Source organism: Bacteroidales bacterium, from assembly GCA_014860575.1.
Lineage (GTDB): Bacteria > Bacteroidota > Bacteroidia > Bacteroidales > JAAYJT01 > JAAYJT01.
Map to the genome: position 1 here is coordinate 61,970 of JACZJK010000033.1, position 22,477 is coordinate 84,446.

Genomic DNA, 22,477 nt, shown 5'->3' on the forward strand with positions numbered 1-22,477 from the left:
TTTCAAAACTATGAATCAGCCCTTAGCTTATGTTCACCCACAGGCCAAAATTGCTAAAAACGTAGTAATAGAACCCTTCGTCAACATCGAAAAAAATGTTGAAATTGACGAAGGCACATGGATCGGATCGAATGTTACAATCATGGAAGGCGCAAGAATTGGGAAGAATTGCCGGATTTTTCCCGGAGCCGTTATATCAGCCATCCCGCAAGATCTGAAATATGATGGTGAGGAAACATTAGTAAGAATCGGTAACAACGTGACCATCCGTGAATTTGTAACCGTAAACCGCGCTACCAAAGCCAACTGGGAAACTGTTGTTGGCGACAATACTTTGCTAATGGCTTACGTGCACATTGCCCATGATTGTATTATAGGCAAAAATTGTATACTCGCTAACGTTGCGAACCTGGCAGGGCACATTGTTATTGACGATTGGGCGATCCTGGGCGGACTTACAGCCGTACACCAGTTTGTTCACATTGGCTCGCATGTTATGATAGCAGGTGGATCGCTGGTTCGGAAAGATGTACCTCCTTTTACAAAAGCTGCCCGTGAGCCGCTTTCATTTGCAGGTATCAATTCAATAGGTTTACGCCGGAGAGGCTTCAGCGCCGATCAAATCAATGATATCCAGAATATTTACCGGCATATTTACCTGAAGAGGTACAATGTTAGCCAGGCCGTTCGTATCATCGAAGCTGATTACCCGGCAACACCAGAGCGCGACGAAATTCTTGCCTTTATAAATACTTCCAAGCGAGGTATCATGAAAGGATATTACAAGCACAGAGAACGGGACACTGAAGAATAACCCGCCATCTTATATTATTTTCTTAAACCGAAAAGGTTTGCGCCTGCAACAGTATGAAAGTTTCACTTGATAAGCTCGGTAAACGGTTTAACAATCAATGGATCTTTCGTGGTTTAAGCAAGGATCTGATTGAAGGTGAAAGGTATGTAATCCTTGGCGGCAATGGTTCAGGGAAGTCAACATTATTACAAACAATAGCAGGTTACAGAGTTCCTTCCGAAGGTAGTATCAGTTTTCACGATAATGATAAACTAATAGCAGCTGACCAGCAATACCGCTATATTTCGATTGCATCACCCTACCTTTCGCTAATTGAGGAATTTGATATTGATGAATTGTTTGAGTTTCATTTCGGATTGAAGCCAATCATTCCTGACCTGGATGTTAAAGGTTTCAAAGAATTGCTGGGTTTGCAAAACATTAACAAGAAACCAATCCGGCAATATTCATCAGGAATGAAACAACGTTTACGTCTGGCACTGGCCTTTTTTTCTGACACCCAAATGCTGATGCTTGATGAGCCTTGCTCCAACCTCGATGCGCAAGGGGTGGAATGGTATCGCAGGCTCCTGGATTCAGTTTCAAAGAACCGACTTGTGATTATATGCTCAAACCACCAGGAAAATGAGTATGAACCTTGCAGCAACAGCATTGAAATCAGTTTTTACAAACCTGCCGCAACTTTAAAATCACGTTAACTTTACTACCTTTGCGCGATTTTATAAACACAAATTTTAGATTTTTTATGGCAACAACTGCTGATTTCAGAAACGGCCTCTGTATTGATTTTAATGGGGATTTGTACTCCATCGTCGAATTCCAGCATGTAAAACCCGGCAAGGGTGGCGCTTTCGTGAGAACAAAACTGAAAAACCTGAAAACCGGAAAAGTGGTTCCAAACACTTTCAATGCCGGTGTTAAAATTGATATTGCCAGGGTTGAGAGAAGGCCTTACCAGTATCTATACAAAGATGAATCCGGATATCATTTCATGCATAACGAAACTTTCGAACAAACTTTTATATCCGAAGCACTCATCGGTGCATCAGGTTTACTGAAAGAGGGACAGGAAGTAGAAATTGTATTTCATGCCGATACCGAAACCCCTTTAACCTGCGATCTTCCACCTTTTGTTGAACTGGAAGTAGTGTATGCCGAACCAGGCATGAGAGGCGACACTGCCACCAACACCCTCAGGCCGGCTACTGTTGAAACAGGAGCAACGGTGCATGTTCCGCTGTTCATAAATATTGGCGATCGCATTAAGGTTGACACACGTACAGGTGATTATTCCGAAAGGGTTAAAGGCTAAGCGCCATACTCAAACAATTTTCAACAACTTCATTTTATGCGATTAGAAAATCCTACAACACTCGCGGAGGTTGCTGCACTTCTGCATGTAAAGTTTGATGGCGATCCTGGATTTATCATTAGCGGCCTCAATGAAATTCACATGGTTGAACAAGGCGATCTCACCTTTGTTGACCATCCCAAATACTACAAGAAAGCGCTGGAATCGAAAGCAACAACCATCATCATCAACAAAACTGTTGAAAGGCCCGAAGGTAAAGCACTGATTTTTTCCGACGATCCGTTCACTGATTATGTAAGGCTTGTAAAAAAATATCGCCCGTTTGAACCGGCCAATCAAATGATCAGTCTATCAGCCAGCATTGGTGAAGGCACCATCATCCAGCCCGGTGCGTTTATTGGCAATCATGTTAAAATAGGCAGTAACTGTCTGATCCATGCCAATGTCAGCATTTATGATCATTCCATCCTGGGCAATAATGTTATCATACATTCCGGAACTGTGATCGGCGCCGATGCTTTCTATTTTCAGCGTAAGCCACACGGTTACTCAAAATTTGAATCCTGCGGCAGGGTTATCATCGAAGACAATGTTGAAATCGGAGCCTGTTGCACCATTGACAAAGGCGTTTCGGGCGATACGCGAATCGGGAAAGGAACTAAGTTCGACAACCATATCCAGATCGGGCATGACACCGTGATCGGAAAGAACTGTCTTTTTGCATCGGCAGTTGTGGTGGCCGGTGTTACGGTCGTTGAGGACGATGTTATTCTTTGGGGCCAGGTGGCTATTCAGAAAGACATAGTAATAGGTAAAGGCGCTGTAGTATTAGCAACGTCAGCAGTTGATAAATCCATCGAAGGCAACAAAGTGTATTTTGGCGTTCCCGCCATCGAAGCCCGCAAAAAGTGGAGAGAACTTGTTGCATTGAAGCAATTGCCTGAAATTATCGCAAGGCTTGAAAAAGAGCGTGAATAAACAGTTGAAAATGATTGGTTGATCTTTGAACTTCGATCCTGACTTATAGGACTTCGACCTCAGATTTTTCTTCAGCTTTTGGCTTTTCTTTGTGATATAGATCCAGCGCCACCAGCACTGCGGCAAATCCCCAAAATGGAATGGAGAGTTTTTCAGTATCGAGAAAGTTATTAAGAAAGCCATGCATCAGGTAACTTACCAACCCAATCGTAACCGAAAGGCTTATAATTCTCACCTCCCTGATCTTTGACTGCTTATATACCCTGAATCCAGTAAACAGCAAGGCAATAGCAATAGCCACAAATGTAAGCATTCCCAGAATCCCTGATTCTGCCATTGGTCCTATGTACTCGCTATGTGCATTGCCAACATCCCCAAAGTTTGTACTGATGATGGTTTTCTCTTTCGATAACTGATAAGGTGCATACAGAAACTGGTAAGTGCCGGGTCCGAAACCAAGTATCGGTTTTACCTCAAACATCCTGATTGCCGATTGCCACCGGTTTATGCGCTCCAGGTTACTTGCATCAGACGAAATATTGGCAATGGATTGCACATGCTCAACAAAGTTTGCCGAGCTGTCTTGCTTGTTTTTCGAGAGGTAATCAATGATTTCGAACCTGAAGGAATAAAAGACTGCAGTTAGAGAAATTGCAGCTATCAACAACCAACGAAATTTAATTCTGAAAATCGTAATAAGGAAAGCTCCAAAAGCAAAAGCAACACTCAGCCATGCAGCACGGCTGAACGACAGGATGAGAGCCATGAGCATTGCTGAAGCCACAATGAATGCTGCAGTTCGCATCCATGGTTTTTGATTACGAATCAGAGCCAAACCAATAAATACCGGAATAAACATTGACATCACAGCGCCGTAGGCAGTGTGGTCATTGTAGAATGGTTTCATGACCCATGTGCCGGTTTTTTCTTCAAAGCCGTTCAAGTAGTGCCTGATAGTAGTATATGCAATAACCACCAGCAAAGAAATGGCATAATACCAGAAAAGTTTTTTAATGTTCCTGTAATCCTTGAAAAGCATAATGCCGGCAAAAAACATTGGGACTACAAACCAAAGCCTTGAAATAAAGTACTTGATTGATATTAGGTGTATCTGACTGGTGATGGTAGTTACCAGCATCCAGATGAGGTTAAGAATTATAAAAATTGTTACGGGATGCCTCAGAACTGTCCTGTCGTATTTGTAATCAAATAAAACTTTCAGCAAAAAAAGCAGAAGCACACCAAACATCAGTGGTTCGGCAGGCAATGAAATACCAACATTAAGTTCAGGATCAAGGAAGTAAACTGATAAAGGGGTCAGCAAGATGATGAGTAGGATAACCTTATCGTATGCAAACAGGAAGAAGAACAGGACAACTATGAAAAGCGGAATGAAAATTCCCCAGTAAAATTCTTTGTGAATCAAGTATGAATTAATAGCAATAAATAATGCGCTCAGAAAGTAAACCAGTATTTGCTTGGTTTTTTCCGAAAGGCGGTTTTCACCGATTTCATTGATAATGGATTTTACATTGATATCGCCCAACATGAATTTTCAGTTTTACGCATCAAGCCGATGCCATGTCATGCCGTATCATTTCCTTCGCTTATTCGCTCTTCGATGCTCCTGCTGTTCTCAATGATGGCAATTACCACAATGCTAAAAAAAGCAACAGCAACAACGGTGTAAAGCACAATTAACCAGCGGATTGGGTATATTTTTTTATCAGCAACTACCGGCTTGCTCACGACGTTGGTGTATGTGAACTCCTTTGTATAATGTAAAAGCGCATCCTCGTAGTTACTTTTAATCTTGCCCAATTGGTCCATGAGAGTGTAAACCATTGTGTTGTAGAAGATAAAATCGCCACCTTTTTCTTCGAGGTTGGATTTGAGTTTTGCGACCGCTTTCGTATCAATATGCTGGACATTGCTGCCATCTACGGTTCTAAGATGTCCACGGGCAACTTCCTGCGTTTGATTGTTATAATCAATGATTTCATACTGGGTTCGCAATATATAATGTTGCTGCAGGGCTGAATCTATTTCCATTTGTTTTAATTCAAGCATTTTTTTGTAGCTGGCAACTACTTCTCTGTATTTATCGCGATGTATTTCCCTGATCTTCTGGTTGTAAAAATCAATAATGGAATTAACCATATCCTTGGCGCGAACCGGATCGGTATCCATTACATCAATATTTACTGATTCAAATTGGGTTTTACTGATCCTTACATTCTTGTTGTACATATACTGCATTACAGAATGGAAATGCTTGTGGTCACGACTGATGCCATAATGTGCAGGAAGATCATAGTGTACAAACATACTATCCATGATATCCCTTGAGTTTAGCCACTGCAACATTTGTTCTGTTTCGCTTTCATCAGAGTAGGGTGCAATGTTTGATGGATACAATACCGCAGAAGACCGAAACTTCTCCTTTATAAAAACCGGACTGGATATCAATGCGGCAGCACCGGCTGCAATAGCAATAATGACCAGCAAGTGCCATTTCCATTTCAGGAAAATTCTCAGAAGGTTCATATTACTGAAATAATTATCCATCGTCTTAGCTCTTTTTAATTTGACTGAATTTTTTGAAATTTTCCTGTTCACTTTCCATTGGAATAGAGAACGTTTCGGGAAGATTTTTTTTTTGACTGGAAGCGTAGGCTGCCATTTCCCTGAAATTTTCGACCAACAAAATGGCGATTACCCCGGCAAGCAAAGCCCCGATGGTTGAAAGCACCATGATCAGCCATCGTATCGGGTAGCTTTTGCGCTCAGCTTTTACTGCTTCTTCCACCACAAATTTGAATGGCAATTGCTGCTCCGCGTCTACTTTTGCTTCTTCATACCTGGTTCTGAGTATGCTAAGTTGCCTGTTGTCGTGAACCAATTGATCCCGCAGCGAAACATAGGCTCCTCCATATTTTGAAAGTATATCCAGCCGCTGCTCCAGTGCACGGATCGCAACTTGATTATTCCTTGCTATTTCTATTGCAAGCTGCTGGTTAAGCATTTCTGATTGTGATTCATATTCATGAACACCCAAATCGCGGAGTTTAGTGAGAGAGTCTTCTTTCACCCTGATTTCATTCTGCAGGAGACTATATTGCTGTTCTACAATCTCGAACCCTGGAATGGCCACGGCTTTTTGCATGCTATTGCGAACCGAGTCAACCAGCACAGCTATATAATTTGCAATATCGGCAGCCATTTGGGGATCTCTGTCGAGAACTGAAATTTTTACTGCCATATATTCTGTGCGCCTGAAAGAAATATTGCTCTCATATTCCCGCTGAAGCCGCGTATTGCTGTAGCGATACGAAGGTAGGATATCATAATGGTTAAGCAGGTTGAAACGATCGACAACCTTGTTCCTGATTTTACTTGAGTTCAGGATTTGCAGCATGTGTTCGGTCTGGGAATCCTGGCCGAAATCAAGGATGTCATAGCGCTGCCCACTACGTTCAGTCAGCAATGCCCTTGAAATGCTAATCGAAGCAGATGGGTACAGTATTACTGCGGACTTGAATTTGGGAGTAATGAACAATGGAGAAGAGAAAACAAACGAAAGAACAACAGCAGCCAAGGCAATAAAACCCAATGGTTTTCTCCATTTATAGATAAAGAATAAAATGCTTCCAGAGTCAAACTTGTCGCTTCCTGCAATGGAATCTGCCATAGATGTCAGATTAAAAAATGAAAGGCCAAAATTATAAAATTAATTAACGTGCGAAACAAATGGTGAAGAGAGATCGTGTAAACATCCCGGCTTAATCTAATCCTCTGAATATCCTGACAAAAGCTTTAATGTTCATTAACCGAAGTGAAACAGAAAATGCCACTAAAGCTGCTATCATGACTGCAAATGAATATATCCAGTGCAATTCAAGGTTGAGCGACAACCTTCCAAGTGCTATTGCCCCAACTGCAAAAACAAGTAGCTGAAGCAAATAGCGGTAGTCAATCCGGAAATGGAAAATGTGCTGCACTATCAGAACCTGCAGAAGCGCCGTAATGCTTTGGGTGGCAAGGCTGGTGATAGCCGATCCGGTAGCAAAGAATTTCGGAACAAGGATGAGATTCAATACAATATTTAAAATCATGCCACCGGCTGCAACAATGTTTAACTGTTTCAGGTTGCCATTGGCTGTGAGCAAGGTTCCAAAAACATAGGTTGTACTGATTGGCAGAAAGCCACACATCAGGAGCGAAAATACCTGTGCCGATTGTTTCATGCGGGCTTCATAGTCAACCATCACTTCAAGATCATGCGGCGGGTAAAGCAGGCGCATGATGGGTTCACCATAAAATAAAGCGCTTAATGCTACCATTATAGCTGCCACAAACAACAATGTGTAAGCGAGTTTTGCCAATTCATGAACCGATTGGCGCTGCCTGATCATATGAGCATAAAGCGGCAACAAAAGTACCGCGAACAAATATCCGATCTGATTGGTAGCATCGAGCAAACGGTAAGCCTGGGCATAAATACCCACTTGTTCATTTCCGATGGTGTCGCGCAGCAGCCGCTCAATCATTACTGAGTCAATCCGGTTGTAGAAGGCCATGAGCAGCACCAACAATGCAAACGGAAAACTTTTCTTGATAATCATGATAAAAAACAAGCGGTTCCAATGCAACTTCCTGAACTTAGCCTTGATAGATACAATCGTTGCAGCCACAACAATAGTCAATAGATATGCGGCAGATTGGGTGTAAACAAACCATTCGATTCTAAAGGGGACTTCAGTAACATTGCCCCACAAAAGGATGCCACAAAAGAGAATCATTAGAACGCGATCCATTACTGAAAGCAAACTGTCAGTCCGGAACATCAGCAAACCCGAAATATTGGATCGCAGATAAAGGATAAATGACAGCAGAAACTGGTTGCAGCCAAGTATTGTAAGCAACATTAGCTGACGGCTGTCGTATTTCATTATAAGGCCGGCACTGAAGATCACAATGAAGTATAAAACCGATAGTAACAGTTTCAATATCACTATACTCGAAAAGTGTTTATTTAATAACTGCTGATGCTGGGCAATATTCCGGTTGTTGAAATTTGTAATCCCAAAATCGAGAAGGATATTGAAAATAATAGAAAAGTTCAGGATTGTAAAATAGAAGCCATATTCTTCGGCGCCCACTGCGTTTTGCACTCCACGGTCAACGCCAATGATATAAAATGGCTTCACCAGTAGGTTCAGAAAGAGCAAGAGGCTGAGATTCGTCAGGAACTTTTTCTGCATAGCAGCATGATATGAATATGCTCAATTAATGGCAACAGGCTTGCGTGAACTCAAATTCTGTATTTTTGTGCAAATGTATTGAATAAGTCCGTTATTTTATTTCAGGGCCGGAAATCCATCATACGACCGTCAAACCACTGGGAATTTGAGAATTGCAGTTAATACACGCCTTTTATTAAAAGATAAACTTGAAGGCATTGGTTGGTTTTCATACGAAAGCCTGAAAAGGATATGCACACAACATCCTGAGCATGAGTTCTTTTTCATTTTCGATCGCAAATGGAGTAACGATTTTATCTTCTCCGATAACATTACTCCAATTTCAGTTCCACCACAGGCTCGCCATCCATTATTATATTATGTCTGGTTCGAACACAGTATTCCAACTGTATTGCGAAAAATTCAGCCCGATTTGTTTTTTTCTCCTGATGGTTACCTATCACTGCGAACCAAAGTAAAATCTGTAAATGTCTTCCACGATCTGAGTTTCGAACATTACCCCATGGATGTTCCGACTGTGGAGCGTTTCTACTACAGGCGATACTTCCCGAAATTCGCAAAAAAAGCTGAGCGGATTGCAACCGTATCGGAATACTCAAAGCAGGACATAGTAAAAACCTACGGTGTGAACCCCGACAAGATTGATGTGGTTTACAATGGTTCCAATCCTTTATATAAACCGGTCAGCGAATCTGTGAAGCAGGAAACATTACAAAAGTATTCTGCCTGCAAACCCTATTTTGTTTTCGTTGGAGCGCTTCATCCGCGGAAAAACCTTGTGAACCTTTTTAAGGCTTTTGATATTTTTCGTAAAGAAAATACTGAAAACATCAACCTGCTTATTGTTGGCGCAAAGATGTGGTGGACCAAAGCCATTGAGCAGGCTTACAACGAAATGGTTTTCAAGAATGATGTTGTTTTTACCGGAAGGCTAAATACAGAAGAACTCAACAAAGTGCTGGGTTCTGCGTTGGCGCTTACCTATGTTTCTTATTTTGAAGGATTTGGAATTCCCATTATAGAAGCGTTTTATTGCGATACCCCTGTAATCACATCAAATATTACATCCATGCCCGAAGCAGCCGGTGATGCAGCATTACTTGTCAACCCGTTTTCGCCCAATTCCATTGCAGAAGCTATGCATGATGTAGTTTCAAACAAAGAACTTCGCCAAGATCTTATTAGCAAGGGGAGGCTACGCAGGCAGCATTTCTCATGGCAGCAAACCGCTGATAGGTTATGGGGAACAATTGAAAAGGTTTTGTAATCAAAATCAGATTTGAGTCTTATTCCCTATATTTCTCCGATGCAGAGAAGCCCTTTGGGGAAGAGTTGGCAGTTGGCAATGAGCAGTCGGCAAAAGCCCTAAGCAGCATCACTGCATACTGCATCACAAAAAATGCGATTCCGCACATGCGGGATTGGTTAGTATCGAACCCCAAACGCCTATTCCAGATTAAAGAATTATAAAATATTTACCTCGGTGTCGAGAATGATTTGGAAGCGGTTAAAAACATCATCTTTGATTCTTGCTGCAAGCTCAAGTAATTGAAGTCCGCTTGCCTGGCCATAATTGACCAAAACCAATGGCTGCTTTTCATGAACACCGGCATCGCCGTAGCGTTTTCCTTTCCAACCACCCTGCTCAATCAGCCATGCAGCAGGAATTTTAACTGAACCGTCGGGTTGTAAAAAAGAAGGTATGGCAGGGTTTGCTGATTTAAGGGCATTAAATTTTGCAGGATCAACAACCGGATTTTTGAAAAAACTCCCGGCATTTCCCAATATTTCAGGATCGGGAAGTTTGCTGCGGCGTATCCGGATTACAGCATCGGCGATATTTCGGATCGTTATCTTTTCACCGGTATCCTGCAGTTCGCCCGAAAGGGCAGGATAGGTAAGGTTTGGTTCGGGCTTTACCGATAATTTCAAGCTGACTGATGTTATTAAAAAACAGTCTTTTAAATCAGACTTAAAAATGCTGTTGCGGTAACCAAAATTACAACCGGGTAATGTAAACCTTCTAGTCTCGAAACTTTTCAAATCCAGGGCTTCCAGATAGCTGAACACATCTTTAAGTTCAATACCATAAGCGCCAATGTTTTGAATAGGCGCCGCACCAACCGTTCCTGGAATAAAGGATAAATTTTCGAGTCCACCCCAGCCATGGTTCACACAATACTCAACAAGATTGCTCCAATCCTCACCAGCGCCAGCATTTACAACCACCTCATTTTCTCCCACAAAATCATGACTGATACCTTTTATATTCACTTTCAGAACCAGTCCATCAAAATCTTTTGTAAACAGAATATTACTTCCACCACCAAGAAGAAATACAGGCAAGTGTTTGAATTTAATGCTGTTTAACAAATCCTGTATCTGAGCAGGATGATCAACAACAGCAAAATATTTTGCCTTTACATCTACACCAAATGTATTATATGGCTTTATTGAAACGTTATTGAGTACCACTATGCAACCTTTCAGAATTAAATCGCATCAAAGATAGGTATTAGGTTTTTTAATACGGTGGTTGTAATGCGAAGCGAGCACTTTTTAGGTTGCACTTATTGAAAACATCCGGGTTGAAGAAAAAGGTAATTGTTTCAGTCATCAACGATTTAGTAAGCGACCGCCGTGTTGACAGGGTCTGCAACACATTGAACGAAATGGGTTTTGAAGTAAAATTGTTAGGTCGGAAATATCACAATAGTCCTGCAATAGGCAAGAGGGCCTATAAAACCCATCGGATGCATTTGATATTCAGGAAAGGCCCTTTCTTCTACGCAGAATATAATATCCGCCTCCTTTTAAAATTGCTCATGCATAAAGCTGACCTGCTTGTTTCAAATGATCTCGATACATTGCTTCCCAATTACCTGGTTCATAAGTTTAAAGGAACACCTTTGGTTTATGATACACATGAATATTTTACCGGGGTTCCTGAACTGGCAGTTCGTAAACGCGTTCGCAAAATCTGGAAAGCAATTGAACGCAGGATTTTTCCCAAGCTACAGCATGTTATCACGGTAAATGAGAGCATTGCAAAGCTTTACCACGAGGAATATGGTAATGACATTCTTGTTGTAAGGAATATTCCTGACACAGTAAAAACTCAACCCCAAACCACTAAATCTGAGCTTGGGCTTCCAACAGAAAAGCGTATTATTTTGCTTCAAGGAGCCGGCATCAACGTTGACCGCGGAGCAGAGGAAGCCATTGATGCCATGCAATACATTGATAATTCTGTGCTCGTAATTCTTGGCGATGGGGATGTTGTGGTTGAGCTTAAGTTAAAAGTGAACAGAATGGGATTGGATCGAAAAGTAAAATTTATTCCCCGCCAGGCACCAGAAATGCTTTTTGAATACACAACCAAAGCCGATATTGGGCTTACATTGGACAAAGACACCAACATTAATTACCGCTATAGTCTGCCCAACAAGTTGTTCGATTATATCCACGCAGGCGTTCCTGTGCTTGCTACTCCACTCGTAGAAATTAAGCAGATTATCGAAAAATATGATGTAGGTTGTCTTATTGATAATCACGAACCGAATCATATTGCTGACAAAATGAAGATGATGCTCGAAAACAGTGAGGACAGAAAAAGGTGGAAAGCAAACCTGAAACTTGCCGCTACTGAACTAACGTGGGAAAACGAAAAAAAAGTACTTACTGATCTATACAGCAAATATGCCTGATAAGCACCTGCATATTATCTCTTTTAACATCCCCTACCCTGCCAATTATGGCGGAGTGATTGATGTTTACTACAAGCTGAAGGCCTTGCATAAGCAAGGTGTAAAGGTGCATCTGCATTGCTTCAAATACGACCGCGAAGGCAATGGCAAGCTTGCTTCGGTTTGTCATAAAGTGCATTATTACAAACGCTTAACCTGGCCTCTTGCAGCTTTCAGTTTAAAACCTTATATAGTTTCGAGCCGGCGTTCAGATGAATTACTTAAGAACCTATTAAAAGACGATTATCCCATCTTATTTGAAGGCTTGCATAGCTGCTATTACATTGATCATCCGAAACTAAAGGATCGCATAAAAGTTTACCGGGAAAGTAATATTGAACACCATTATTACTTTAACCTGGCCAAGGCTGAACGCAACGTATTAAAAAAGGCATATTTCCTGCTTGCCAGCATCAAGCTGAAAATGTATCAGAGAGTTCTTGAGCATGCTCAGTTGATGCTCACTGTTTCAAAGGCGGACACAAAATATCTGCAGACGCATTTTCCACATAAGAGAATAATCCATCTTCCCAGTTTCCACCCAAGTGATGATTTCAATATTCTTGAAGGAAAGGGAGGCTATGCTCTCTACCATGGAAACCTTTCGGTTCCGGAAAACACGATTGCTGCAGAGTTTCTGGCCAAGGAAGTATTTCCGGGAACTCAGGTACCGTTGATCCTTGCAGGATTAAATCCTCCCGAGACACTTAAGAAAATTGCTGGCAATGGTGGTAATATCAGTTTGGTCGCAAATCCATCGGATGAGGAAATGTTTGATCTGATCCGAAATGCGCAGGTAAATGTGCTGGTTACTTTCCAGGGAACCGGATTAAAACTCAAGCTTCTAAACACACTTTACAACGGTCGCCATGTGATTGTGAACAAAACCATTTTAAATGGAACCGGTCTTGATGAACTTTGCACCGTGCGTGAAACTGCCGACACCATAAGGGAAAGCACACTTAATTTATTTGAAAAAGAGTTTGATCAGAACGAACTCCAGCACCGCCGGAAATTACTTAACGGGAATTATTCAAATGAGAGTAACGTCAAAAAATTAATTGAATACATTTTCGGCGAGTGAACTCACCCTTCCGTTTTCACATTTCAAGGTTCTTGACGGGTATTTCCTGATGAGGGAATAATTATGGGTTGCCATGAGCACTGCCCTGCCTGAACGACTGATGTCAAACAGCAAATCCATGATGCCTTCTGAAGTTTCAGGGTCGAGGTTGCCGGTAGGCTCATCGGCTAGAATGATTTCGGGATCGTTGATAAGCGACCTTGCAATAGCCACCCGCTGCTGCTCACCACCCGAAAGTTGATGCGGTAGTTTGAATCCCTTGGTTCCCAGGCCAACTTTATTCAGCACATCCTGCAGTCTTTTTTCCATTTCCCGCTTGTCTTTCCAACCGGTTGCCTTCATCACAAATAAAAGGTTCTCATTTATACTGCGATCCGTTAACAACTGGAAATCCTGGAAAACAATGCCAAGCTTCCTTCTCAATAAGGGAATATCTTTACGTTTCAGCGTGGCGAGTTCGGATCCGGCAACGTTTACATAGCCTTCGGCAACAGGTAAATCAGCATACAGAACCTTTAGCAGGCTGCTTTTACCAGTACCGGTTTTACCAATGAGATACACAAACTCACCTTTCTCAACATTAAGCGTGACCTGAGAAAGTATAAGGATGTTCTTCTGAAAAATAGAAACATTGTTAAGTTCAATTACCGTGTCGAGCGCCATGGGATTGTATTAGTTGAAAGGCAAAATTAGGTAATAAAATTGTGATGCAGTGTTGTTGTGAAGCTGTGAAGCTGTGATGCATTGATGCTGTGATGCTGTGATGTTGAATAGAAGCCAAAGCAAAGAGAGTATAATTAGTATTGCATCATTGCGTAATTTTTTGTGAAAGATTGAGGAGATAGTCTTTACTGGCCGGGCCTTCATTGAAAAGCAAGTCAATGATGCTGAGATCAGGTATAAAAGGAAATTTAGTGCTAAAAACCTGTGTGTATGGTGGGAATAAATCCATGGAAAGAAATGCCTTCTTGGGATGAATTGAATTGCGTAAGTCAATCAGGTCTTTCGGGTCTTTCTCAAAGTCGATGGAAAGGCTGACTGGTTTTTCAATCTCGAGTAATTCAAGCAGGAGTTCGATTAGCGAAAGATTGAGCGCAAATAAAGAGTTTTGTGGTTCGAAAAGAACAAGTTCAATCTTGTCGCGGTAATAGAGAAAGAATGGAGAAGCATTGTAAGTTGTTACAATAGCCCGCCAATGAAGCCGGTTCCAGGCTGATGGGGTTACAATTTGAACTTCTGAAGTTTGAGTTCTGTTTCCGTAAGGTTTTGTTATTGGTACAGAGAGTGACTGCAACCCGTTTGGTCCAAGGATTTGGCAACGATTTCGGTAAGTTTGACGGGAATAAGTCTCACAGGCTTCCAGAATTACTTTATCGTTTTTCAGTATTGCTGCAAACCATGAAATGGGAGGAAAGTAAGCTGTGGAAAGCAAAACTGTGGACGACATACAGGATCACGATTTGACGACAAAGATAAAAAAACATGGGCGCGGCTTCGCCGCGCCCAAACACATAAAATCCGAATCCTAAGAAAAAATCAATCTTTAGTTCGCTTCAGGTTTTTGTTTTAACAAAATATCATTGATAGCCTGTATCAATGAATCCTTTGGCAATGCTCCTGCTGCCATCTGTGGCTGATCGCCAACAGGGCAGAACAATAATGAAGGAATGCTCCGGATGCCAAAAATACCCGCCAGTTCCTGCTCGGCTTCAGTATCAATCTTGTAAATATTGATCTTCCCGGCGTACTCTTTTGATAATTCTTCCAGTATCGGGGCAATCATTTTGCAAGGTGCGCACCAATCGGCATAGAAATCAATGAGGGCAGGAATTTTACCTTCAAATTTCCATTCTTTGTTTTCTTCAAAATTGAATACCTTTTCTAAAAAAGTTGTTTTTGTTAAATGTTCCATTTTAATATTGAGTTAATGGGTTATGTTTTATTTTTCTTCTGTTGGGGCAAGCATAAAATTATCTATCACTTGCTTAAGTGTTTCTTTAGGCAAGGCTCCCTGGCTCATTTGCGGCTGCCCTTTGGCCGGAATAAAAAGCATGGTCGGTATGCTGCGGATGTTGAAAACACGTGCCAGGTCTTTTTCTTTGTCGGTGTCAATTTTATAAATCCTGATCTTGCCTTCATATTCTTTAGCCAGTTCATCAAGAATAGGTGCTACAATACGGCAAGGTGCGCACCAATCGGCATAAAAATCAATGATGGCAGGCAGATCGCCTTCAAATACCCAATCGTTGGGATTGGCCTGGTAGTTATAAACAAGATCCAGAAATTCCTGTTGGTTGATCTTAATCGCTTTTCCTTCATTTGATGAAGAAGAAGTAGCATTTGACGTGGATTGATTGTCTTCACTACCCTGACTGGCGCAACTGGTGGTGAAAAGTGCAATGCTAAGTACAGTTGTTAGAAATATGCTTTTCATGATGTAATTTTTAATTCGCTGCAAAATTAGAAAAATTATTTAATTAAATCGCATTAATATCACTAATTTTGCAAAATAAACACACAATTAGTTTTTTTGTTTAAAGTTCGACCCAAGTAAACATGAACCTTAAAAGCATTTTTTCAGAAGTTTCTTCCAATGTATATTCAACACAGTTTGCTACTGAGGAGGAATGTCTTGCGTTTCTTGCTCAGGCAAAATGGACTGAACAGTTCAGGTGTAAAAAATGCGGACATGATAATTATTGTAAGGGCAAAACACTTTATTCCCGAAGGTGCACACGTTGCAAACATGACGAATCAGCCACGGCCCATACTCCCTTTCATGGTTGCAGGATGCCACTAAATATGGCTTTTCAGATGGCTTACGAGATTTGCTGCCAGCCCGATATTTCCACTTACAAACTTTCCGATATTTATCAAACCCGGCAAATGACTTGTTGGAAGTTAAAGAAGAAAGTGCTTGAATGTATTAATCATTCGTGAAAGCTTCCTTATCCTAAAATGAGTGTCAATATTTTGCCCGACTACAGAAACAATTTAGTAATTTTACGGCCGTAATTTTCCTATCTTAAAATCAATACAACAATATGAAAACTTTTTCTACACAAAACTGGAAGCTAGTAACATTTACATTTCTATTAAGCTTGATCCTGTTTATATTCACACCAAGCCTTCAGGCAGCCTGGTTCGATCGTCTGCCATATTCGGTAACCCAACCCGATGGTAGCACTATTGACTGCTATGCAAGTGGCGACGAATACTTTAACTGGCTCCATGATGAAGACGGCTATACCATTATTGTTGGCGAAGATGGTTTTTACTATTATGGTAAAGTTCAGGGTGAGTTTGTGGTTCCAACAGCATATAGGGTTAATAGCGTTGACCCTGCCGGTATTGGGCTCGAATCCTGGGCTAAGATTTCAAACAAAGAATACCTTAAGCGCAAGGATGCATTTTGGGATGGAGCTGATAAATCAGTAAAAGCCCCACATACCGGCACGCTCAACAGCCTTGTTGTTTATATCAGATTTAGTGATCAGAATGAATTCACACAGCCAAGATCTTTCTATGATAATCGCTTTAATAACCCGGATGGCGTTTCCTTAAAAAATTATTTTTACGAGGTTTCTTATGAACAGTTGTTGATTGAGAGTTCCCAGTATCCAATCTGTGAGCTGACGACCAATTTATCCTATATGGACCCTAATCCACGTAATTACTACGAACCATACCATGCAGTAAACAATCCGAATGGCTACCAGGGAGATAACCAGCGCCGCACCAGAGAACATACTTTGCTGGTGAATGCCATCAACTTTATTGCCCCTGAGGTTCCTACCGATCTGGTTATTGATGCCGACAATGACGGTGACATTGACAATATGTGCTTCATTATTCGTGGCAACTCCGGTGCATGGGCCGAGTTACTATGGGCACATCGCTGGGTATTATACTCATACAATGTTTACATTAACGGAAAACGCGCCTACGATTATACATTTCAACCTGAGAACCAAAATAATACGCAAACGCTCTGCCATGAAATGTTTCACGTTCTAGGAGCTCCGGATCTTTATCATTATACCGGAAACGGCATTTCACCAGCAGGACCCTGGGATCTGATGGAAAGTGGTTTCGGGCACATGCTGGCCTATATGAAGTATAAATATGCTGACCAACAGTGGATCACAGAACTCCCCGTGATTACAGTTGCCGGAACCTATACGCTGAACCCGCTGACTTCATCAACCAACAACATCTACAAAATCGCTTCACCCAAATCCAGTGTTGAATTTTTTATTGTTGAGTACCGGAAGAGAACCGGACTTTATGAAACAAACCTTCCTGGTGATGGCCTGCTGGTTTATCGCATTGATCCTTCAGCAGGAAATGGCAATGCCAGTGGCCCCCCGGATGAAGTTTATATCTACAGGCCTAACGGCACACCAACAAGTAACGGAAATGTCAGCCAGGCAAATTTCTCGCTCAATGTTAACCGCACTGCCATCAACGACGAAACCAATCCCAGCAGTTTTCTTCAGAATGGTGGCCCGGGTGGTTTGAATATTTTCAATATCACCGCTTCCGGCGAAACCATCTCTTTTGATATTTTAATGGGTACTGAGATTGACGCCGATTTTACTGCTGATGCAACCACAGTACCGGTTACCGGCTCGGTGCATTTCACTGATCTTTCCACAAATATTCCCAATTCCTGGATATGGACATTCCCGGGCGGAACACCCGCAAGTTCAAACTTGCAGAATCCTACCATTGTATATAATAGCGCTGGAATTTACCCGGTTTCATTGGTCGCTTCAAACAACTATGGTTTTGGATCAATTACCAAGAATGATCTCATTATTGTGGGCCATCCGGTTATTGAACCTAACCCTGCTGTATTTAATCTTTCCATGGAGGTAAACACTGCTTCAAACAACACCCTCAATATTACCAATCCTGGCGATACATGGCTACGTTATTTCATGGATCAGGAATATGACGCCAGCAAACAATCAACTTTGAAATCCGGAAATGCAGGCGAAGTACAAGGCACTTATGGTAATCTTCCTTCAAGCCGGACCGGGTTAACCTTTGCCAACGGTTTGCTATATATAGTATCAATGGGTGGAACCCTCAATGTATATGACACTTTGCAATCAGCAGTTGTTAATACTTACGATATCCACAACCAGGCTTTCAGCATTGCATTTGATGGCGAAAATTTATGGATCGGAAGTTCAACGGGCGTTTTCTCTGCTTATGATCTTAATGGAATTGCAACTGGTGAAACCTTTTCAATGCCTACCAACGAAATTTATACACTTGCCTGGGATGGCAACTCATTTATAGCCAACCTTGCCGGGCAAAATAGCCCTTTCTTCTACCGTCTGAACCATCAGGGCGAAATTCTTGAACAATACGCAACCGACCTCGAGAGCCGCGCCAGCCAGCTGGTTTGGGTTCCCGAACATACCGGGGCAAACTTATGGGCATGCAGTATAGGAAAAATAGTGAGACTGAAAGAGGAAAATGGTCAATTCATTGTCATTGATGAATTTGACAGCCCATCGAACCTGAGCTATGCCTTTGCACATGATGGTACTGATTTCTGGTGGTCAGCAACTGGTGGTATGCTATTTCGGATTGACGACGGCATGCTGGAATGGCTCTTCATTAACTGGGATCCCGAACTGCTTCAGGCCGGTCAAACACATGAGATTCCGCTTGTTTTTAATACCAGGAGAATGACTCAAGGAACGCACAATGCAACTATAATAATTGAAAGCAACGATTTCGATAACCCGGTGGTTGAAATTCCTGTAGCTCTAACGGTAACAATCCCGACAGGTTTGGAAAACATTCCTGTATCAAATTTCAGCGTATATGCATATAATGGTGAAATTCGGATTAATCCCCAGGATAATTCCAGGATAGTAATTGAGGTATTTGATATAACCGGCCGATTGGCAGCATCTGCAACAAGCCAGGACACAAGCAAAGTATCTATCCAAAACCTGCCTAGAAATAGTATTTATCTTGTTCGAGTAACATCATCTGAGAAAGTAGAAACCAGGAAAGTATTTATTAACTAAGACAATGCATTAACCGGTTCGAACCAGAAAAACAAAAACTGTACCGGCATATCGCTATTCAATAAGCAAAATATTCGTGATCTGATTAAAACCCAGGTCTGGATAAGAAGAAATAAAAGCCTGACAAAACTAAGAACTTGTCAGGCTTTTGATTAGTAACCCGATTTGAACACAGATACCGATCTTGTAGATCGGGAAAAGTGCTGCACTGTAAGAGATTCCTTACCATTTGATGAATTGGGCATTAGATAAAAAAATTCCCCTTCCAGTAATGGAAGAGGAATTTAAAGCATTCAATAATTTATGGATATTCTATTCAATAACCAGCTTACGGGTAAATACCCGGTCATTATCTTTTAAACTTAGAATATACAATCCCGGCGCAATGCCATCGGTGGGAATGTTTCCTTCAAACCTGCTTTCTGCAATACTCATGTTCTGGTTATAAACCAGTTTGCCATCTAACGAATTCAATGATACAACAACATTGCTTTTCCCCGCGCTCAAATAAGTAAACGATACCATGTTTTTGGCTGGGTTCGGGAAAATTGAAAGCATGTTCACTGGAATTTTGATCATCTCGCCGCTGCCCACAAGGCTTCCACGAATATCAAGGTTATCAACAAAAGCATTATCGCCCTGAGCATAAAAATAATCGTATAGCCTGCATGCTGACTGGAAAGTTAAAGAAAAAGTTGTTCCTCCAAACTCAGTCAGATCAAAATGCTTACGGACGAAGGGATCTTCATTCGTGACCGGATTAAAATCAAAAACTCCTTCTGAATCCGACACCTGAATTGAATCATTCACAAGTACCCTGAACCACGATAGTTTGTTTCCATAGCTAAAGGTCTGGCGTAAATCGAAGAAAACGTGAATACCAGCAAACTCGGTAGCGTCAATATTACAAACATGGGCGGTAGCATGGAAGTCAGTATTTGATTCCCAGGCCTGGGCAGGTGAGGTGCCAGTCGGTGTGCCAGCCCAACCGGTGGGTGTACTGCCTCCGGTGAAATGCAATCCGTATTCGCTATCATTGGCAGCCCGACTACTCAGCTTAATCACAGCCTTAACATTGGCCGCCAATTCAAATTCGTTTGTCGCGCCCGATTCAAAATCATCTTCAAAAGGAACTGCAATACCACCGATACTAAAATGGTCCTCAAAAGTCACTGTGTTCATACCATTTGCGTTAGTAGCAGATAAAGTGATTGAGTAAGTGCCGGGCAGCGTAAAATAAAGATGTGGATTTTGAGAATTCTGGTTCGTTCCATCAACAAAAACATGATTAGGCGGATCAAACTCCCAAAGCCATGATGTAGGATTGTAAAGACTTAGGTCTTCCAGGACAATTTTAGAATAAATACAAGATTCAATTTCACTTGATTCAAACTGGATAAAGGGAAGAGGTGTTGATGTTACAACTATGTAACTGTCCAGTGTGATAGAATTGGAACCATAAATATTCTGAACGGTAAGTGATACATTATAAGTGCCAGGAGTATTATAAATAATACCTGAAGGATTTTGCTGGCTTGAGGAAGAAGGAGTTCCACCTGGAAATGACCATGAATATGAGTCAGGAACCCCGATTGAAAGATCGGTGAAATCTATAGCAGTACCAGGTAAAATGATAGTAACCGGTGTGGAAAAATCAGCCGTAGGTGAAAAGGGAACTGCAAGTACAGCCTGGTAAGCATTAATCCTGCCTGCTCCGAGTTGTCCGATATAATTCGGGTTTTGAGCATCAATATTATCGCAAGTAGCCGTCATTATATTTGTAAGATGTGCAGGCGTTAAAGCTGGGTTTATTGATAACATGAGGCTGGCAAGTCCGGCTACTACAGGGCAGGCCATTGAAGTGCCAAAGTAACTATCGTAATAACCCATTGCGGTTAAATCGAAGGTGGTACTCAGCAAGCCTGATGGCCCGGGTGAAGCAAAGCCACCAGGTGCACTAACCGTTACTGCGGTACCATAGTTTGAAAAGTCTGATTTAACATCATTATCATTGGTTGAAGCCACGGAAATTACATTTGCATAACTTGAAGGATAGTGAGGTGCGTTAGTATTATCATTTCCTGCTGCCGCCACAAATACTACACCCATGGAATTGCCAACATTTACAAGATTCTGGAAAGTTTGGTTAAATCCTGGCCCGCCAAAAGACATGCTAACGATATCAGCACCATTGTTAATTGCAAAGGAAACGCCAGCGTAAGAATGAGAAATTTGGGTAGGATTACTGTGACCAGCTTTAATTGCTATAATACTTGTGTTGTAGCCAATCCCTGCCACTCCCAGATGGTTATTGGTAATTGCTGTTGCAAGGCCAGCGCAATGCGTTCCATGAGACCAGTCGCCAGGGCTGCCTGTACCTGGGGGGCTTGAATTGGCCGTGTTATTGACAACATCACGCTGCAAAACAATTTTGTCTGCCAGGTCAGGATGGGCTGACCACACTGCATTATCAACGATGGCAACCTTTATATCGGGCGATCCGGTTGTAATATCCCAGGCTTGTTCGGCATTTATCACATCCAGATGCCATTTCCATTTCAATGGGCCGTTGATCAGATTATACAAGCTATCATTAGGCTTGTGGTCAATATAATACAATGCAACTTTTTCAGCATACTCAATCTCAGGCTTTTGCTCAAGCTCGGCAATCACTTTTTCAAGAACCGAATGATCCTCAAATTTCAGGTTAAAGGTTCTCAATAACTTAACATCATTGTTCACTTCAAGTGGGCGAGAGATACTTTCCACATTATAGCGGCTAAGGATATCAGAAAAGTAGGCTGCATCTTCCAACCTCACAGAATGATCTTCTGCTACGGCAATTTGCGGATCGTAATTATCCTGAAATTTTACAAATAGCTGCCCGTCGAGGTAATACTTCTCAAAGGTTTGAGCAAAGGAACTCATCGAGAAAAAGAAAATGGTAATAAATCCAAGAACCAACATCCGGGAACGATTGAGCATAAAGGTTTTCATTTTTTGAATTTTAAATCTTACATTTTGATACAAGGAACAAAGATAGAAATATGTTTTAATAGACAGCCCGAACCACCGGATAAATCAAGCACAAAGTCTTAGCTATTTCTTTTCCAAATACTTATACGGTGCAAACCAGGCATTTTTAATCAACAAAAAAACCATCAAAGTGTTTTTCCTACAACTATCACATTCAAATAATAATATGTTACTTTTATTGCCTGAATTA

19 protein-coding genes are annotated in these 22,477 nt (G+C 41.6%); 9 read left to right on the forward strand and 10 right to left on the reverse strand.

What is annotated here, in order from left to right; translation table 11 throughout:
• The first annotated feature begins 10 nt into the window (after positions 1 to 10).
• From lpxA to IH597_09145, 4 genes are read left to right on the forward strand one after another with little or no spacing between them, the layout of a single operon-like run.
• The gene (gene lpxA / locus IH597_09130) at positions 11 to 814 is read left to right on the forward strand and encodes an acyl-ACP--UDP-N-acetylglucosamine O-acyltransferase (GenBank protein ID MBE0662617.1); all 804 of its coding nucleotides are present in this window, start codon (positions 11 to 13) and stop codon (positions 812 to 814) included.
• Positions 815 to 867: 53 nt separating this feature from the next.
• On the forward strand, positions 868 to 1,512 hold the full coding sequence (locus IH597_09135; GenBank protein MBE0662618.1) for an ATP-binding cassette domain-containing protein: 645 nt from the start codon (positions 868 to 870) through the stop codon (positions 1,510 to 1,512).
• Positions 1,513 to 1,559: 47 nt separating this feature from the next.
• Positions 1,560 to 2,126 carry an elongation factor P gene (efp, locus tag IH597_09140; GenBank protein MBE0662619.1) on the forward strand — a complete coding sequence of 189 codons (567 nt, stop codon included), beginning with the start codon at positions 1,560 to 1,562 and terminating at the stop codon, positions 2,124 to 2,126.
• 36 nt (positions 2,127 to 2,162) lie between these two features.
• Positions 2,163 to 3,104, forward strand: coding sequence for a UDP-3-O-(3-hydroxymyristoyl)glucosamine N-acyltransferase (locus IH597_09145; GenBank protein ID MBE0662620.1), 942 nt, complete (start codon positions 2,163 to 2,165; stop codon positions 3,102 to 3,104).
• 43 nt (positions 3,105 to 3,147) lie between these two features.
• Here the strand turns inward: IH597_09145 and IH597_09150 are convergent, their stop codons facing one another.
• The 4 genes from IH597_09150 to IH597_09165 form a co-directional block, all read right to left on the reverse strand.
• A complete protein-coding gene (locus IH597_09150; protein ID MBE0662621.1) occupies positions 3,148 to 4,653 on the reverse strand; it encodes an O-antigen ligase family protein in 1,506 nt (501 codons plus the stop codon).
• 35 nt (positions 4,654 to 4,688) lie between these two features.
• Entirely contained in the window at positions 4,689 to 5,672 is a 984-nt protein-coding gene (locus IH597_09155) for a hypothetical protein (protein ID MBE0662622.1), read from the reverse strand.
• Between the two features lie 4 nt (positions 5,673 to 5,676).
• Positions 5,677 to 6,795, reverse strand: a complete 1,119-nt coding sequence (locus IH597_09160) for a hypothetical protein (protein MBE0662623.1) — start codon at positions 6,793 to 6,795, stop codon at positions 5,677 to 5,679.
• A gap of 91 nt (positions 6,796 to 6,886) precedes the next feature.
• Complete coding sequence (locus tag IH597_09165) at positions 6,887 to 8,368, reverse strand: oligosaccharide flippase family protein (GenBank protein MBE0662624.1); 1,482 nt, start codon at positions 8,366 to 8,368, stop codon at positions 6,887 to 6,889.
• A gap of 145 nt (positions 8,369 to 8,513) precedes the next feature.
• Here IH597_09165 and IH597_09170 point away from each other — a divergent pair, with 145 nt between their 5' ends.
• Complete coding sequence (locus IH597_09170) at positions 8,514 to 9,635, forward strand: glycosyltransferase family 4 protein (protein MBE0662625.1); 1,122 nt, start codon at positions 8,514 to 8,516, stop codon at positions 9,633 to 9,635.
• 197 nt (positions 9,636 to 9,832) lie between these two features.
• On the opposite strand, the gene murB is transcribed toward IH597_09170, so the two are convergent.
• Positions 9,833 to 10,846, reverse strand: a complete 1,014-nt coding sequence (murB, locus tag IH597_09175; protein ID MBE0662626.1) for a UDP-N-acetylmuramate dehydrogenase — start codon at positions 10,844 to 10,846, stop codon at positions 9,833 to 9,835.
• Positions 10,847 to 10,956: 110 nt separating this feature from the next.
• Between murB and IH597_09180 the strand changes: the two genes are divergently transcribed.
• The gene (locus IH597_09180) at positions 10,957 to 12,075 is read left to right on the forward strand and encodes a glycosyltransferase (GenBank protein ID MBE0662627.1); all 1,119 of its coding nucleotides are present in this window, start codon (positions 10,957 to 10,959) and stop codon (positions 12,073 to 12,075) included.
• The gene (locus IH597_09185; protein ID MBE0662628.1) at positions 12,068 to 13,198 is read left to right on the forward strand and encodes a glycosyltransferase family 1 protein; all 1,131 of its coding nucleotides are present in this window, start codon (positions 12,068 to 12,070) and stop codon (positions 13,196 to 13,198) included. The genes IH597_09180 and IH597_09185 overlap by 8 nt, the downstream gene beginning before the upstream one ends.
• On the opposite strand, the gene IH597_09190 is transcribed toward IH597_09185, so the two are convergent.
• From IH597_09190 to trxA (IH597_09205), 4 genes are all read right to left on the reverse strand, one after another.
• Entirely contained in the window at positions 13,172 to 13,861 is a 690-nt protein-coding gene (locus IH597_09190) for an ATP-binding cassette domain-containing protein (GenBank protein ID MBE0662629.1), read from the reverse strand. The two genes, IH597_09185 and IH597_09190, sit on opposite strands and share 27 nt — an antisense overlap.
• A 145-nt stretch (positions 13,862 to 14,006) precedes the next feature.
• Positions 14,007 to 14,645 (reverse strand): WbqC family protein, encoded by a 639-nt coding sequence (locus IH597_09195; GenBank protein MBE0662630.1) that lies wholly within the window; start codon positions 14,643 to 14,645, stop codon positions 14,007 to 14,009.
• 96 nt (positions 14,646 to 14,741) lie between these two features.
• A complete protein-coding gene (gene trxA / locus IH597_09200; GenBank protein ID MBE0662631.1) occupies positions 14,742 to 15,110 on the reverse strand; it encodes a thioredoxin in 369 nt (122 codons plus the stop codon).
• Positions 15,111 to 15,137: 27 nt separating this feature from the next.
• A complete protein-coding gene (trxA, locus tag IH597_09205; protein MBE0662632.1) occupies positions 15,138 to 15,632 on the reverse strand; it encodes a thioredoxin in 495 nt (164 codons plus the stop codon).
• Between the two features lie 122 nt (positions 15,633 to 15,754).
• On the opposite strand from trxA (IH597_09205), the gene IH597_09210 reads away from it, so the two are divergent.
• The gene (locus IH597_09210) at positions 15,755 to 16,138 is read left to right on the forward strand and encodes a transposase (GenBank protein ID MBE0662633.1); all 384 of its coding nucleotides are present in this window, start codon (positions 15,755 to 15,757) and stop codon (positions 16,136 to 16,138) included.
• Positions 16,139 to 16,242: 104 nt separating this feature from the next.
• The gene (locus IH597_09215) at positions 16,243 to 19,251 is read left to right on the forward strand and encodes a M6 family metalloprotease domain-containing protein (GenBank protein ID MBE0662634.1); all 3,009 of its coding nucleotides are present in this window, start codon (positions 16,243 to 16,245) and stop codon (positions 19,249 to 19,251) included.
• 312 nt (positions 19,252 to 19,563) lie between these two features.
• Here IH597_09215 and IH597_09220 read toward each other — a convergent pair whose 3' ends face one another.
• Positions 19,564 to 22,248, reverse strand: coding sequence for a S8 family serine peptidase (locus IH597_09220; protein ID MBE0662635.1), 2,685 nt, complete (start codon positions 22,246 to 22,248; stop codon positions 19,564 to 19,566).
• Between the last annotated feature and the right edge of the window lie 229 nt (positions 22,249 to 22,477).

Excerpts from the sequence above, each read along its gene's own strand:
- trxA (MBE0662632.1), bottom strand. The coding sequence starts at position 15,632 with ATGAAAAGCATATTTCTAACAACTGTACTTAGCATTGCACTTTTCACC.
- IH597_09220 (MBE0662635.1), bottom strand. The coding sequence starts at position 22,248 with ATGAAAACCTTTATGCTCAATCGTTCCCGGATGTTGGTTCTTGGATTT.
- lpxA (MBE0662617.1), top strand. The coding sequence starts at position 11 with ATGAATCAGCCCTTAGCTTATGTTCACCCACAGGCCAAAATTGCTAAA.
- IH597_09190 (MBE0662629.1), bottom strand. The coding sequence starts at position 13,861 with ATGGCGCTCGACACGGTAATTGAACTTAACAATGTTTCTATTTTTCAG.
- IH597_09145 (MBE0662620.1), top strand. The coding sequence starts at position 2,163 with ATGCGATTAGAAAATCCTACAACACTCGCGGAGGTTGCTGCACTTCTG.
- IH597_09155 (MBE0662622.1), bottom strand. The coding sequence starts at position 5,672 with ATGGATAATTATTTCAGTAATATGAACCTTCTGAGAATTTTCCTGAAA.
- IH597_09210 (MBE0662633.1), top strand. The coding sequence starts at position 15,755 with ATGAACCTTAAAAGCATTTTTTCAGAAGTTTCTTCCAATGTATATTCA.
- IH597_09165 (MBE0662624.1), bottom strand. The coding sequence starts at position 8,368 with ATGCAGAAAAAGTTCCTGACGAATCTCAGCCTCTTGCTCTTTCTGAAC.
- IH597_09195 (MBE0662630.1), bottom strand. The coding sequence starts at position 14,645 with ATGTCGTCCACAGTTTTGCTTTCCACAGCTTACTTTCCTCCCATTTCA.
- IH597_09135 (MBE0662618.1), top strand. The coding sequence starts at position 868 with ATGAAAGTTTCACTTGATAAGCTCGGTAAACGGTTTAACAATCAATGG.
- efp (MBE0662619.1), top strand. The coding sequence starts at position 1,560 with ATGGCAACAACTGCTGATTTCAGAAACGGCCTCTGTATTGATTTTAAT.
- IH597_09160 (MBE0662623.1), bottom strand. The coding sequence starts at position 6,795 with ATGGCAGATTCCATTGCAGGAAGCGACAAGTTTGACTCTGGAAGCATT.
- trxA (MBE0662631.1), bottom strand. The coding sequence starts at position 15,110 with ATGGAACATTTAACAAAAACAACTTTTTTAGAAAAGGTATTCAATTTT.
- IH597_09150 (MBE0662621.1), bottom strand. The coding sequence starts at position 4,653 with ATGTTGGGCGATATCAATGTAAAATCCATTATCAATGAAATCGGTGAA.
- IH597_09215 (MBE0662634.1), top strand. The coding sequence starts at position 16,243 with ATGAAAACTTTTTCTACACAAAACTGGAAGCTAGTAACATTTACATTT.
- IH597_09185 (MBE0662628.1), top strand. The coding sequence starts at position 12,068 with ATGCCTGATAAGCACCTGCATATTATCTCTTTTAACATCCCCTACCCT.